Source organism: Acinetobacter sp. BWR-L5 (assembly GCF_039655985.1).
GTDB lineage: Bacteria > Pseudomonadota > Gammaproteobacteria > Pseudomonadales > Moraxellaceae > Acinetobacter > Acinetobacter johnsonii.
The window spans coordinates 256,141-270,424 of record NZ_JAGFEV010000005.1 but is presented as its reverse complement, the minus strand read 5'-3'; the positions used below and the strand labels follow the sequence as shown (position 1 = coordinate 270,424).

Genomic DNA, 14,284 nt, shown 5'->3' with positions numbered 1-14,284 from the left:
GTTAAGCCTCCTCTTTTAATGTGAGTTGTTCGATACGTTTTTCAGGGGTTGCATTTAGCACAATGCGATTGACATAAATACCCGGCAGATGAATCTGGTCTGGGTCTAAAGCGCCAATTTCAACAATTTCCTCAACTTCGACAATGCAGACTTTTCCAGCCATGGCACATACAGGGTTAAAGTTTTGTGCGGTTTTACGGAAAATTAAGTTACCTGCAGTATCGGCCTTGTACGCCTTCACGAGTGCAATGTCAGCGGTGAGCGAGTTTTCTAGAATATATGGTTTGCCATTAAACTCACGCTCTTCTTTGCCTTCAGCGATGAGCGTACCTACGCCTGTTGCGGTAAAGAAGGCAGGGATACCTGCACCTCCAGCACGGAGTTTTTCTGCCAGCGTGCCTTGAGGGGTAAGCTCCACTTCAAGTTCACCACTTAAGAACTGACGTTCAAATTCTTTGTTTTCACCTACATAAGAGGCAATCATTTTTTTGATTTGTTTGGTTTCTAATAAGAGTCCTAAGCCGAAACCATCGACGCCTGCATTGTTTGAAATACAGGTGAGGTTTTTCACGCCCGTTTGTTTTAAGGCCGTAATTAGAGTTTCTGGAATACCGCATAAACCAAAGCCACCAACCGCTAGGGTTTGACCATCTTGAACCACATCTTGTAGTGCATCCTTTGCACTTGAATAAACTTTATTGACCATAGTGTTCTCGTTATCAATTGAATGGCTTAGGCACAGCGCTTTTGCCAGTAGGCATTGGCATAGTTAGATGGATTGGTACGTTGTAATACTTGGCTGATGTTTTGGCTGGCAATCATCAGTGCATCAAGATCAATCCCTGTGTCATAGCCCATGTTGGAGAGTAGGTAGTAAAGGTCTTCTGTGGAGACATTGCCCGATGCACCTTTGGCATAAGGGCAGCCACCTAGACCTGCAATGGACGAATCAAATACACGAATGCCTTGTTCTAAAGACTGGTAAATATTGGCAATGGCCATGCCATAGGTATTATGAAAATGTCCTGCTAAACTCGCGGCATCCATTTCAGCTAAACATGCCTGCCAGACTTTTTTCACGCGGTCTGGTGTCGCCGTGCCAATCGTTTCACCTAAGGACACTTCATAGCAGCCCATGTCCAGCAAACGTTGACTGACGTGTGCAACTTTGCTCGGTGCAATTGCGCCTTCATAGGGGCAGTCGACAATACAAGACACATAACCACGCACTTTGATGTTATGGGCTTTCGCCGCAGTCATGATGTCTGCAAATTTTTCAAAGCTTTCATCAATAGAGCAATTGATGTTTTTTTGGGTAAAGCTTTCGGAAGCTGCAGTAAAAACGGCAACCTCCTGACAGCCGACTGCCAAAGCAGACTCAAGCCCTTTCAAGTTCGGAGTCAGTAAACTAAAACTGATATTCGGATCTTTGGGTAAGCTGACAAAGAGTTCATCACTCTGTGCCATTTGTGGAACCCACTTTGCAGAGACGCAAGAGCCTACTTCAATGGCACTGAGTCCTGTCTGCATTAAATCTAAAATCAGTTTACGACGGTCATCCAAGGTGAGCGGTGTCTTTTCATTTTGCAAACCATCTCGCGGCCCGACTTCGACAATTCTGACAAATTCACTCATGCGGCACCTTCCAAGCTTGAAAACTCAACCAATTCATCACCCGCTTTGACCTGATCACCGACTTGGAAATAAGCCGCAGAGACAATGCCGTCATGTGGAGCACGAATTGAATATTCAATTTTCATCGCTTCAAGTGTGAGGAGTACATCATCTTTTTTCACTGCGCTGTTATTTTGTACCAAGACTTGCGTGATCACACCCGGCATTGGTGCTTTTAAGTTGTTGGCATCAGAAGCATCATCTTCCGTATTAAAGTTAGGCTTAATATGTGCAAACTTATAGCTTTGGCCATCTGCATACAGGGTTAGGCCGTGTGCATTTGAACTATAAGCATAGGTCTTTTTGCTTGTTGCACATTCAATTTTAGCTAAATGTGCCTCTAACAATTCACCCTGAATGAAAACGCTATTTCCATTGTACTTTGCTGTAAAGCCTTTTGCCGCTGGGCTGAAATAGACTTTATGTTCTTCATCGTTTAGTGCCAGTTTAATGGCATAGCTAGCATTAATATTTAAACGCCATAGAGAGTCGGTTTGCCATACAGGATTTGCAGCTATTTTATTGCTGGCAAAGCGAGACAAGAGTTCAATCAATGCCGCCGTGATGATGAGCTCTGAAGAGGAAGTTTCATTGTGTTGCAGTAAAAATGCTTCTTCACGTTGAATTAAGTTGGTGTCTAGGTTGGCGGTTTTAAAAGACTCTGAACGGACCAAACGGTCTAAGAATGCAATGTTATTGCCCAAGCCATCGACATGAAATTGACTCAGTGCATGATGCATTTGGGTGAGTGCTGCTTCACGATTCTTTGCCCAAACAATTAATTTGGCAATCATTGGGTCGTAAAAGGTCGTGATTTCATCACCTTCAACAATGCCACTGTCTACACGGACATGCTCATTTTGCTGAGGGTAGTGCAGGTAGTGGATTTTCCCAATCGCAGGTAAGAAACCTTTTTCAGGCTCTTCAGCATAGACACGCGCTTCTAATGCATGACCATGAATACTGAGCTCGTGTTGTTGTTTAGGCAGCGGTTCACCAAAAGCGACACGTAGTTGCCATTCCACCAAATCTTGCCCTGTAATCATCTCTGTTACAGGATGCTCAACTTGCAGGCGAGTATTCATTTCCATGAAATACGCCGTGCCGTCTTGTTCCACAATAAACTCAACTGTCCCTGCACCGACATAATCCACTGCACGTGCTGCATCAATAGCGGCTTGGCGCATGGCTTCGAGTTTTGGCTCTGCCATTTTGGGTGCAGGTGCTTCTTCTAATACTTTTTGATGGCGACGTTGTACCGAACAATCGCGTTCAAAGAGGTGCACATAGTTACCATGTGTATCACCAAAAACTTGCACTTCAATATGGCGCGGTTGTACTACATAGCGTTCAACCAGTACATCGTCATTGCCAAAGCTTGAACGCGCCTCACTTTTACATGAAGCCAAATGGCTTAAAAAGTCTTCACCGCGATCAACCAAACGCATGCCTTTACCACCACCGCCAGCACTGGCTTTAATCAGCACAGGGTAGCCAATGGCATCGGCTTGTTGTTTTAAAAAATCAGGATCTTGGTTGGTGCCATGGTAGCCCGGTGTCAGCGGTACACCTGCTTTCTCCATTAAGGATTTAGAAGTGGCTTTGAGGCCCATGGCTAAAATGGCATCTACAGGTGGACCAATAAAGACAATGTTGTTTTTTTGGCAGGCATTGGCAAATTGGTCATTTTCAGATAAAAAGCCATAACCCGGATGAATTGCTTCAGCACCTGTGTCTAAGGCAGCTTGGATAATACGTTCAATTTGTAGATAGCTTTGTGCAGCAGGGGATTCGCCGATATAAATGGCTTCGTCGGCTTGTTGCACGTGCTGTGCTTGAGCGTCAGCATCTGAATAGACTGCAACGGTGGCAATGCCCATTTTTTTTGCAGTTCGGATCACACGACAAGCAATTTCACCACGGTTTGCAATTAAGATTTTATTAAACATATCGATATCCTTTCTTGTTGTTATGCCGTCGTCTTGATCCAGACTGGACTGTGTTTATTTAAAAAAGCATTTAAGCCATTTTTCGCCTCTGATCCTTGGCGTACATGGGCAATATGTTGTGCGGTTTGCAACAACAATGCTTCAGTTAACACTTGCTGGTCGACCATTTGGATGAGTTGTTTTGAAGACGTTTGTGCTTCTGGCCCACCCAAAAGTAAGGCATCGACCATTTCTGCGACTTTTTCATCTAACTGTTCAGCATCGGCCACCACATGCGCTAGACCAATGTGTAGGGCTTGCTCCGCAGAAATACGCTCTGCGGTTAAAAAGTAGCGTGAAGCCTGACGTGCACCAATCGCACGAATCACATAAGGGCTAATGGTTGAAGGGGCTAAACCTAAGCGCACTTCAGAGGTTGCAAACTTAGCATCGCTGCTTGCCACACAAATATCACAGGCAGAAGCCAGTCCCATCCCACCACCAAAAGCAATGCCTTGCACACGGGCGATGGTCGGCTGTTTTAATGTTGCTAAGCTTTGTAGCATTTTCGCTAGTTTTAATGCATCGGCTTCATTTTCAGCCTGTGAGGCTTGTCCTGCTTCTTTCATCCAGTTCAGGTCAGCACCCGCCGAGAAGCTTTTGCCACGTCCTGCTAAAATCACCACACGGACATCATCACGCGTATTGAGTTCGCTAAAGCAGCGGTGCAGTTCTTCAATTACTTGAGTATTGAAGGCATTGTGCATTTCTGCACGATTAATCCATACCGTTGCCACTTGGTCACGTTGTTCGAGTTGTAAATATTGAAAGCTCATCGCTCATCTCCTACATGCGGAACACGCCAAATTTGGTCGGTTGAATCGGTGCATTTAAGGCTGCAGCTAAACTTAAACCGAGCACCTGACGGCTTTGTGCAGGATCAATCACACCGTCATCCCACAAACGCGCCGATGCATAATATGGATGGCCTTGACGTTCAAATTGGTCACGGAAAGGTTGTTTGAAATCATCTTCTTCTGCCGCAGACCAAGACTCGCCACGTTTTTCGATTTGATCACGCTTTAAGGTCGACAATACACTTGCCGCTTGTTCACCACCCATGACCGAAATACGCGAGTTCGGCCATGTCCACATGAAGCGTGGAGAATAGGCACGACCACACATACCGTAGTTGCCTGCACCAAATGAACCACCAATCACAAGGGTAAGTTTCGGGACATTTGCAGTTGCAACAGCCATGACCAGTTTAGCGCCATTTTTGGCAATGCCTTCATTTTCATATTGGCGACCGACCATAAAGCCAGTAATGTTTTGAAGGAACAGAAGAGGAATATTGCGCTGCGTACAGAGTTCAATAAAGTGAGCCCCTTTTTGTGCAGACTCTGAAAATAAAATACCGTTGTTTGCAATAATGCCAACGGGCATGCCGTAGATTTTGGCAAAACCTGTGACTAAGGTGGTGCCAAAGCGGGCTTTGAATTCATCAAACCGTGAACCATCGACAATACGCGCAATCACTTCACGAATATCGAATGGCTTTCGTGCATCACTTGGCACAACACCATACAGTTCAGTTGCATCAAATAACGGTTCTTCAATCTCTGTTGCACGCGTATGTGGTGTTTTATTCAGGTTGGCTACGATGTTACGTGCAATGGCAATTGCATGTTCGTCGTTCTCAGCCAAATGATCCGCTACACCAGACAGGCGAGTATGCACATCACCACCGCCTAAGTCTTCACTGCTGACCACTTCACCTGTTGCTGCTTTCACCAGCGGTGGGCCACCTAAGAAAATCGTCCCTTGATTACGCACAATAATGGTTTCATCAGACATGGCAGGTACGTATGCACCCCCAGCTGTACAACTGCCCATTACTACCGCAATTTGGGCAATTCCCATGCTCGACATGCGTGCTTGATTATAGAAAATACGGCCAAAGTGATCACGGTCAGGGAAAACTTCGTCCTGCATCGGTAAATATGCACCACCTGAGTCCACCAAATAAATACATGGCAGATGGTTTTGCTCCGCAATTTCTTGAGCACGTAAGTGTTTTTTAACAGTCAGTGGGTAGTACGTGCCGCCTTTCACTGTCGCATCGTTGGCGACGATCATACAGGTCACACCATTGACCTGACCTACACCAGCAACGACACCAGCCGCAGGCACATCGTCTGCATAGACGTTTTGTGCCGCCAACTGACCAATTTCAAGGAATGCCGTGCCTGCATCAATTAACTGATCAATACGATCACGTGCTAACAGTTTTCCGCGTGCCAAATGTTTTTGTCGCGCCGCTTCACCGCCGCCTAAAGCAATTTGTTCTGCTTTTTGTTTTAAGTCATCGACCAAGCTTTGCATTGCGGTTTGGTTGGTTTTGAAGTCTTCACTTCGAATATTGATCTTGCTATGTAATTGATTCATCACGAACATCCTTGTCATTTTTATTGTTGTGGAGGGTTAAGCTGTTTCATTAAACAGTTCACGGCCAATCAACATACGGCGAATTTCAGAAGTTCCCGCGCCAATTTCATAGAGTTTTGCATCACGCCATAGACGGCCTGCAGAAAATTCATTGATATAACCATTTCCACCTAAGGTCTGAATGGTTTCACCCGCCATCCACGTGGCTTTTTCCGCAGCATATAAAATTGCACTGGCTGCGTCTTTACGTAGGCTACGGCTATGGTCAGCCTTATCGCATTCAGCACCCACAGCATAGACCAGTGCCTTACACGCCAACCATGTCGAATACATATCGGCAATTTTTCCTTGCATTAGCTGGAATTCACCGAGCGCTTGTCCGAATTGTTTACGGTCATGGATATAGGGAATCACGGTGTCCATGCAGGCATCCATAATGCCTAAAGGACCTGCGCTTAAAACCGCACGCTCATAGTCCAAACCACTCATGAGTACTTTCGTGCCGTTTCCTACACCACCCATCACGTTTTCTTTTGGTACTTTCACGTTGTCAAAGAACAGCGGATAAGTGTTCGAACCGCGCATACCCAACTTGTCTAAATGTGTGCCGTGGCTAAAACCGTCCATGTCTTTTTCTACAAGGAAAGCCGTCATGCCTTTAGCCCCTGCATGTAAATCAGTTTTGGCATACACCACAAGTACATCAGCATCACCGCCATTGGTGATCCACATTTTTGAACCATTTAACAGGAAGTGATCGCCACAATCTTCAGCTTTGAGTTTCATGCTGACTACGTCTGAGCCTGCGTTTGGTTCAGACATGGCAAGTGCACCGACGTATTCACCTGAAATCAGCTTCGGTAAATAGCGCTGCTTTTGTTCCTCGCTACCGTTTCGGTTAATTTGATTCACACATAGGTTAGAATGTGCACCATAAGAAAGACCTATCGAAGCGGAAGCACGTGAGATTTCTTGCATGGCAATGATATGCGCTAAATAACCTAGGCCTGTACCGCCATATTCTTCACTGACGGTCAGACCGAGTAAGCCCATATTGCCAAATTTTTTCCACAACTGAGCTGGAAATTCGTTGTTCTGATCGACTTGTTGAGCAATAGGAGTAATTTCTTTGGCACAAAAAGCCGCAACGGAATCACGCAGTGCAATGAGTGTTTCATCTAAACCGAAATTTAAGCTTTGTAGGGTCATTTCTTCATTCGTCCTATGAGTGTATTTATTGTTCCTGATAAAGCATTTTTGTTGTGCTTGATTTTTACAATACATCGAATTTTTAAAAAAGTGAACTAAAATTCACAAATTGATTTACAATTCATTTTATCTGGTTGAGAATAGAATTATGAGTTATAAAAGATCATCGTTGATGCAAGAGCGAATGGAACAAAATCGTGAAGCGATTTTGCAATCCGCTCGTGAACTTATTGCTCAAGGGGGGATTAAAGACGCGCAAATTCAAGCAATTGCTGAACGCGCGGGTGTTTCGAGTGGTTTGGTGTATCGATACTTCGATAATAAAAGCCAAGTGTTAATTGAGGTTTTGTCTGAGGCCATTCAGCATGAGGTGAAAATTTTAAATCACATTGCTGAAAGTGAGCTCTCGTCAAAACAGAAATTGGACAAGGCGGTAACCACGTTTGTGAAACGTGCTATGAATAGCCCCCAACTTGCGTATTCACTCATGTTTGAGCCAGTCGATGCTGAGTTAGAACATGAACGTTTTCGCAGTAAACAGCTGATTAAACAGAGCATCAAAGAAATACTGGCCGCAGGGAAAATTAACGGTGAGTTTGGATTTGAAGATTTAAATACCGCAGCACTTTGTGTGGTCGGCGCCATGACTTTTGTGGTGATTGAGCCTTTAAATCCGTCTCGAAATGTGATGTTTGATCAAAACTATAAAGACTACTTTGTGAAACAAATTGCCGAATTTTGTGTCAATGCAGTTCAGGTTCAGGAGGAAAAATAGTAGCAGGTGTGAACACAAGGCTTGGTGTTTGAAGGGAAGTAGTCATAGAACAATTAAAGTTGAATAACAAGATTACAATGAATCAAGGAGATCGATTCGATGACACAAGAACGGTTAAGTTATGCCTATGGAACGAGCAGTCAGCCCCTATTAGGCATGACGATTGGTGAGAAATTTGATCAGGCTTGTCAGCAGTATGCGGAACAAGATGCTGTTGTCAGCCTGCATCAAAATGTCAGACTCACGTATAAGGAATTGCAAACTCAGGTCAATGCGTTTGCCTGTAGTTTACTAAAACTGGGCTTGAAGAAAGGCGATCGACTTGCGATTTGGTCACCGAACTGTGTGGAATGGACGATTACCCAGTTTGCTGCGTTTAAAGCAGGCATCATTTTAGTTAACTTGAACCCTGCCTATAAAAGCAATGAACTTGAGTATGTGTTGAATAAAGTGTCATGTAAGGGCTTGGTCATTGCATCGCAATTTAAAAGCACGAATTATCAAGATATTCTAATGAAAATTGCACCTGAAATTAAAGGTGCTGAAAATAAAGTGTTAAAGGCAGAACGACTGCCACATTTGAAATATATTATTAAAATTGATGAAGAAGAGCATACGGGTTTGCATCGTTTTAGCGATTTGCTCACTCCCCCCAGCAAGAGACAGCTCAATCAACTAGAGCTCGTTGCAAGCGAATCGCAGTTTGATGAAACCATCAATATCCAGTTTACTTCGGGCACCACGGGTAACCCGAAAGGCACAATGCTGACACATAATAATATTTTAAATAATGGTTATTTTGTTGGTGAAGCCATTCACTTAAGTCCAGCCGATCGTGTTTGTATTTCTGTACCGCTCTTTCACTGTTTCGGTATGGTGATGGGTAATTTGGCCTGTATTACGCATGGTTCAACCATGGTCTATCCATCGGCGGTGTTTAATCCTTTAGAAACGTTAAAAGCCATTCAGCAGGAAAAATGTACGGCTGCATACGGTGTACCGACCATGTTCATTGCTATTTTAGAGCATGAACAGTTCGATGATTTTGATCTTTCCAGTTTACGTACAGGCATTATGGCGGGCAGTCCTTGTCCACGTGAAATTATGCAACGTGTTATTGATCGGATGCATATGTCCGAAATTACCATTTGCTATGGTATGACTGAAACGGCACCTGTCAGTGCACAAAGTTCAACATCAGATTCAGTTGAACAACGGGTCGGAACCGTGGGGCGCGTCCATCCACATCTTGAAATTAAAATTGTAGATGAACAAGGCAAAGTCGTGCCACGTGGTCAGTTGGGTGAACTGTGTGTTCGTGGCTATTCGGTGATGTTGGGGTATTGGGAAGATCATGAAAAGTCGCAAGAAGTGATTGATTCAGCTCGTTGGATGCATACGGGCGACATCGCAGAAATGGACGAAGCCGGTTTTGTGAAAATTAAAGGCCGGATTAAGGATGTGGTCATTCGTGGCGGAGAAAACCTATTCCCGAAAGAAATCGAAGACTTTTTATATACCCATCCTGATGTCAGTGATGTCCAAGTCATTGGTCTGCCCGATGCGCGTTATGGTGAAGAGTTGTGTGCTTGTATTATTTTACATGAGCATCATGAAATTACTGAAGAGTCGATCCGTCAGTACTGTGCGGAACACATTTCACACAATAAAGTTCCACGTTATGTCCGGTTTTTTAATGAGTTCCCAATGACGGCTTCGGGCAAAGCGCAGAAGTTTAAATTGCAGGAATTTATGCGTAATGAACTGGATTTGAAAGAAATCGCATAAGGTTGAAGACGGACTTTCCTTTGCTGGGTTAAAGCCAAAGGAAAGTCCGAAGTGAAAAGCAAAAGGAATAGCATATGCACCTGAGAAATGATTGGACTCGCGCTGAAATACAAGCACTCTACCAACAGCCTTTTTTAGATTTGGTCTTTCGAGCACAGCAAATTCATCGTCAGTACTTTGAAGCGAATGCCATCCAAGTCAGTACTTTACTGTCGATCAAAACAGGTAAATGCCCTGAAGACTGCAAATACTGTTCACAGTCTGCGCGCTATGACTCAAAGCTTGAAGCTGAAAAAAGAATTGCGGTTGAAAAGGTCATTAGCGAAGCACAACAGGCGAAGGCCTCGGGTTCTACTCGGTTTTGTATGGGCGCGGCATGGCGCAATCCACATGAACGCGATATGCCTTATGTCTTGGATATGGTGCGTGAAGTTAAAGCACTGGGTTTAGAAACTTGTATGACTTTAGGCATGTTGAATGCTTCACAAGCCGAACGTTTAAAAGGTGCAGGACTCGATTATTACAACCATAACTTAGACACGTCTCGTGAATACTACCCAAATGTGATTAGTACCCGTAGTTTTGATGACCGTTTGGATACCTTAAGTCATGTTCGAGAAGCAGGTTTAAAAGTGTGCAGTGGCGGGATTGTTGGCCTAGGTGAAGAGACCAAAGATCGAATTGGTTTATTGTTTGAATTGGCGACTTTACCGATACATCCTGAGTCTGTGCCGATCAACATGCTGGTTCCAATGCAAGGTACGCCTTTGGCAGAAGTTGACAAGTTAGATGTGACAGAGTGGATTCGCACTATTGCGGTAGCGCGCATTATTATGCCGAAAAGCTATATTCGTCTGTCCGCAGGACGTGAATCTTTGTCCGATGCCGACCAAGCTTTGGCTTTTATGGCTGGTGCAAACTCACTGTTTTCTGGTGAAAAGTTGCTGACTACGCCAAATACAGCACAAGGTAAGGACCAACAACTCTTTCAAAAACTGGGTCTACATGCAGAAAAAGCCAAACCGCAACTTGCTGAGTTAACAGTCGATGCTATGGCTGTGGCTTAAGTGCTAGAACATGCGGTCATGAATGTGTAGATTTAGGGCGAAGAATAAAAGTAGATGAGTGGACAATAAAATGGCGAAAGACTTTCAGAGTCAAACTGTAGTGGATGGTTATGATCAACATATTCGTAAGCTCATCCCAGGTTATGAGTTGGTCCATCTGCAAATTCAAGCCATTTTCAAAACACATCTACCAGAACATGCGCAAGTATTGATTGTGGGGTGTGGTACAGGTTATGAGCTTTCATATTTATTGGCGCAGCATCCAACGTGGAGTTTTACCGCTGTTGACCCATCTTTGACCATGATTGAAAAAGCGCAGCAGTTATTGAGCGAGACCCATAGTGATTTAACGCGGGTTCGCTTTGTGCATGGTGATACGACGGCATTACAGGAAAGTGCACAGTTTGATGCCGCTTTAGCCATATTGGTGGCGCATTTTATTCCACTTGAAGCAAAGTCATTCTTCTTTGCCGACATTTTACGCTGTCTTAAAACACAAGCTATTTTACTGAGCTATGACCTGATGAGCTCTAGTGATGACACTGAACTCAAGGTTTTACAAATTTTATGTCAGAGCAATGGTTTGACGGTGGTGCAGAGTGAAAAAATGATTGAGCGCCTGCAACAAGATTTTTATTTGGTCTCGGCCAGTCAGATGCGAGAGCTTCTGACTAAAGTTGGATTTCATGAAGTACGAACTTATAGTCAACTGTTGAATTATTATGGTTTTTTTGCACAAAAGTAAAAACCAATAGCAGTGAAAAGATACATTTTAAAGATAATAATGAAGGAATACACATGGCAGCCTATTATCAACTTTTAAATCGTGAACAGCACAGTGATGGGAGCTGTACAGCGTCGTATCTTTCCAATATTCATGCACAAGGCGCATGGAACCCGCATGAACAGCACATGGCACCAGCAACAGGGGTTTTGTGTGCAGAGTTAGAGCTGTTTCAACCACGCGATGAGATGCGCATTGGACGCGTGAGTTTAGATATTTTTGGATTGATTGCTTTTGGTGAGTTTACCGTGCATACCCGTGTCATTCGTGCTGGAAAAACCATTGAACTGATCGAGGCGGAAATGCAGGCAAACGGGAAGACTTGTATTGTGGCCCGTGCTTGGAAAATGATGAAGCAAGATACCAGTGCAATTGCAGGGTTGGAAGATCAATCGATTGTACATCCTGAAACTTTGCCAGTATGGGATGGGATGAAATGTTGGCCGGGTGGTTATATTCAGAGTATTGAGACACGTGCGGCAGAAGGGCACCGTGCTGGTAAAGGCATTGTCTGGTTACATAATGATTTGGACATGGTGGAAGCTCAGAAAACATCAAGTTTTGTGCGCTTATTGGGTATGGTGGATACAGCCAACGGTATTGTGCCACGTCAAAATCCAGCATCTGGATGGGGCTTTCCCAATTTAGACCTACAACTGCATCTATACCGCCTACCCCAAGGGAAATGGTTGGGTTTGGAAGCGACTCAACAATATGGTGATGATGGTATCGGTTTAACCAGTGCAGTTTTGCACGATGAGCAGGGGCCATTTGGCCGTAGTGAACAGATTTTGACTCTTCGTAAGTTTTAGTGGGGCAGTGTCAATTTAATAAAAAAGGATGAATTGCTTCATCCTTTTTTTATTGGCATGCTGTAGGCACTTTAAAATAGTGAAATGAAGATGCGGATCAGTTTAATTGGAGCCGGGCGGGTGGCTCATCATTTAGCCAAAGCCCTGATGTCTCAGCATGAAATCGTCAATATTTATAGCCGAAGCTTTGACAAAGCTACAGATTTAGCGCAAGTCGCACATGCAAAGGCGGTCAGCCATTTTAAGCAGTTAAATGCTGATGTTGATTTGGTGATTATTGCGGTAAGTGATCAGTCTATTCCGAGTGTAATTTCGGCATTGACTGAATATCTGCCGAATGTGTTGATTGTACATACTTCGGGGAGTACAGCGCTTTCAGTTTTGGCGACGCAACATACACGTGCAGGGGTTTTTTACCCCTTACAGACCTTTAGCCTAGAACGTGAAATTGATTGGTCAAATACACCGTTGTTTGTAGAAGCCACTGAAAATACGGATCTTCAAAGACTACATACACTGGCAGAAAGCCTGAGCCAACGCGTGTATAGCTACAGCTCTGCGCAGCGTCTAAGTTTGCATTTAGCGGCTGTTTTTGCCTGTAATTTTAGTAATTATTGTTATGACATGGCGAAACAAGTGGTGGATGCAGAGCAGGTCGATTTTAATCTCTTGTATCCCTTGATCTTAGAAACCGCACAGAAAGCCACACAGAATGATCCGAAGCAGATGCAAACTGGCCCTGCGATGCGTCAGGATCAGAATATTCTACAGATGCATCAACAGATGCTTGCGCAAGCTCAACGAGCAGATCTTGCTGAAGTGTATGCCTTAATGAGTCAGCAGATCAGTCAACGTCACAGTTGATGTTTAAAATAATAAACGAAGAAGCAAGTCACAAAGAATAAGCAAAGCCACTGAAAACGTGGCTTTTTTTATGCTCTAAGATTCGGTACAGTGTTGCTTAAAATAAATACAAACAAATAGAGGGCGTATGCGTTCACATTCATTATTAGAGCAAGTGCAGTGGAAAGATCTCGTTCAGTTAGGCCGTACCGATGTGATTAGTGAGTTATTTATCTCTTTACCGTGGTTGATCGTCTCTTTCATTTTTGCAGGTTTACAGTGGTATGTCTTGGCGCTGTTTTGCTCGTTTATGTTTTTCTTAACAGGACTCAGACAGGTGCATAACGCTTTTCATTTTGCCTTAGGGATTAGCCGTCCTGCGACTCATTGGGTCATGTTTGTTTTGAGCATCGTCATGTTGGGCTCGATGCATGCAGTACAAATTAATCACCTGCGACACCATCAGCACTGTATGCAGGACGAAGATATTGAAGCGAAAAGTGCAACCATGAAGTGGTGGCAAGCTTTGCTTTTTGGCCCAGTTTTTCCATGGATATTACATAAAAAAGCCTTTGAGGTTGGGACTAAAACCCAGAAAAAATGGATGTCTGCTGAACTGGTTGCCAACGTCATTGTATTGTTTTTGGTTTTTGTGATCTTGGATATCAGTATTTTAAAATACCATGTCAGTGCTATGTTGATTGGGCAATGTATGACGGCATTTTTTGCGGTATGGACGGTGCATCATGATACGGAAGATCATGTGTATATGGCGCGTACTGTGCGTAATGAGTTTAAACGGGTCGTGACCTACAACATGTTTTATCATGTGGAACATCATTTGTTTCCCGCAGTGCCGACACGATGTTTACATATTTTGGCAAAACGTTTGGATGAACATGATCCAACGGTTGAAATTAGGCATGTGTTCTAACAATTCAAACATAAAAAAATAG

Annotated in this window: 13 protein-coding genes; 7 read left to right on the top strand and 6 right to left on the bottom strand. The window is 43.9% G+C overall.

Going from position 1 to position 14,284, the window contains the following annotated elements; translation table 11 throughout:
- Position 1 precedes the first annotated feature (1 nt).
- The 6 genes from JZ787_RS11170 to JZ787_RS11145 are packed head-to-tail and all read right to left on the bottom strand — an operon-like array spanning position 2 to position 7,259.
- Complete coding sequence (locus tag JZ787_RS11170; RefSeq protein WP_346312312.1) at positions 2-706, bottom strand: CoA transferase subunit A; 705 nt, start codon at positions 704-706, stop codon at positions 2-4.
- Between the two features lie 26 nt (positions 707-732).
- Positions 733-1,635, bottom strand: a complete 903-nt coding sequence (locus JZ787_RS11165; RefSeq protein WP_346312311.1) for a hydroxymethylglutaryl-CoA lyase — start codon at positions 1,633-1,635, stop codon at positions 733-735.
- Positions 1,632-3,623 (bottom strand): acetyl/propionyl/methylcrotonyl-CoA carboxylase subunit alpha, encoded by a 1,992-nt coding sequence (locus JZ787_RS11160; protein ID WP_346312310.1) that lies wholly within the window; start codon positions 3,621-3,623, stop codon positions 1,632-1,634. The genes JZ787_RS11165 and JZ787_RS11160 overlap by 4 nt, the downstream gene beginning before the upstream one ends.
- Before the next feature lie 20 nt (positions 3,624-3,643).
- Complete coding sequence (locus JZ787_RS11155; RefSeq protein ID WP_151836394.1) at positions 3,644-4,438, bottom strand: enoyl-CoA hydratase/isomerase family protein; 795 nt, start codon at positions 4,436-4,438, stop codon at positions 3,644-3,646.
- A 10-nt stretch (positions 4,439-4,448) separates the two neighbouring features.
- A complete protein-coding gene (locus JZ787_RS11150; RefSeq protein ID WP_062033822.1) occupies positions 4,449-6,050 on the bottom strand; it encodes a carboxyl transferase domain-containing protein in 1,602 nt (533 codons plus the stop codon).
- Between the two features lie 36 nt (positions 6,051-6,086).
- Positions 6,087-7,259 carry an isovaleryl-CoA dehydrogenase gene (locus JZ787_RS11145; RefSeq protein WP_346312309.1) on the bottom strand — a complete coding sequence of 391 codons (1,173 nt, stop codon included), beginning with the start codon at positions 7,257-7,259 and terminating at the stop codon, positions 6,087-6,089.
- 148 nt (positions 7,260-7,407) lie between these two features.
- Between JZ787_RS11145 and JZ787_RS11140 the strand changes: the two genes are divergently transcribed.
- From JZ787_RS11140 to JZ787_RS11110, 7 genes are all read left to right on the top strand, one after another.
- Entirely contained in the window at positions 7,408-8,034 is a 627-nt protein-coding gene (locus JZ787_RS11140; RefSeq protein WP_004982268.1) for a TetR/AcrR family transcriptional regulator, read from the top strand.
- A 99-nt stretch (positions 8,035-8,133) separates the two neighbouring features.
- Positions 8,134-9,822 (top strand): AMP-binding protein, encoded by a 1,689-nt coding sequence (locus tag JZ787_RS11135; RefSeq protein WP_078426220.1) that lies wholly within the window; start codon positions 8,134-8,136, stop codon positions 9,820-9,822.
- 74 nt (positions 9,823-9,896) lie between these two features.
- On the top strand, positions 9,897-10,889 hold the full coding sequence (bioB, locus tag JZ787_RS11130; protein WP_346312308.1) for a biotin synthase BioB: 993 nt from the start codon (positions 9,897-9,899) through the stop codon (positions 10,887-10,889).
- A 70-nt stretch (positions 10,890-10,959) separates the two neighbouring features.
- A complete protein-coding gene (locus JZ787_RS11125) occupies positions 10,960-11,634 on the top strand; it encodes a class I SAM-dependent methyltransferase (protein ID WP_346312307.1) in 675 nt (224 codons plus the stop codon).
- A gap of 53 nt (positions 11,635-11,687) precedes the next feature.
- On the top strand, positions 11,688-12,485 hold the full coding sequence (locus JZ787_RS11120; RefSeq protein ID WP_346312306.1) for a thioesterase family protein: 798 nt from the start codon (positions 11,688-11,690) through the stop codon (positions 12,483-12,485).
- Positions 12,486-12,575: 90 nt separating this feature from the next.
- Positions 12,576-13,349 (top strand): F420-dependent NADP oxidoreductase, encoded by a 774-nt coding sequence (locus JZ787_RS11115; RefSeq protein WP_346312305.1) that lies wholly within the window; start codon positions 12,576-12,578, stop codon positions 13,347-13,349.
- A 127-nt stretch (positions 13,350-13,476) separates the two neighbouring features.
- On the top strand, positions 13,477-14,262 hold the full coding sequence (locus JZ787_RS11110) for a fatty acid desaturase (protein ID WP_346312304.1): 786 nt from the start codon (positions 13,477-13,479) through the stop codon (positions 14,260-14,262).
- Positions 14,263-14,284: the final 22 nt, after the last annotated feature.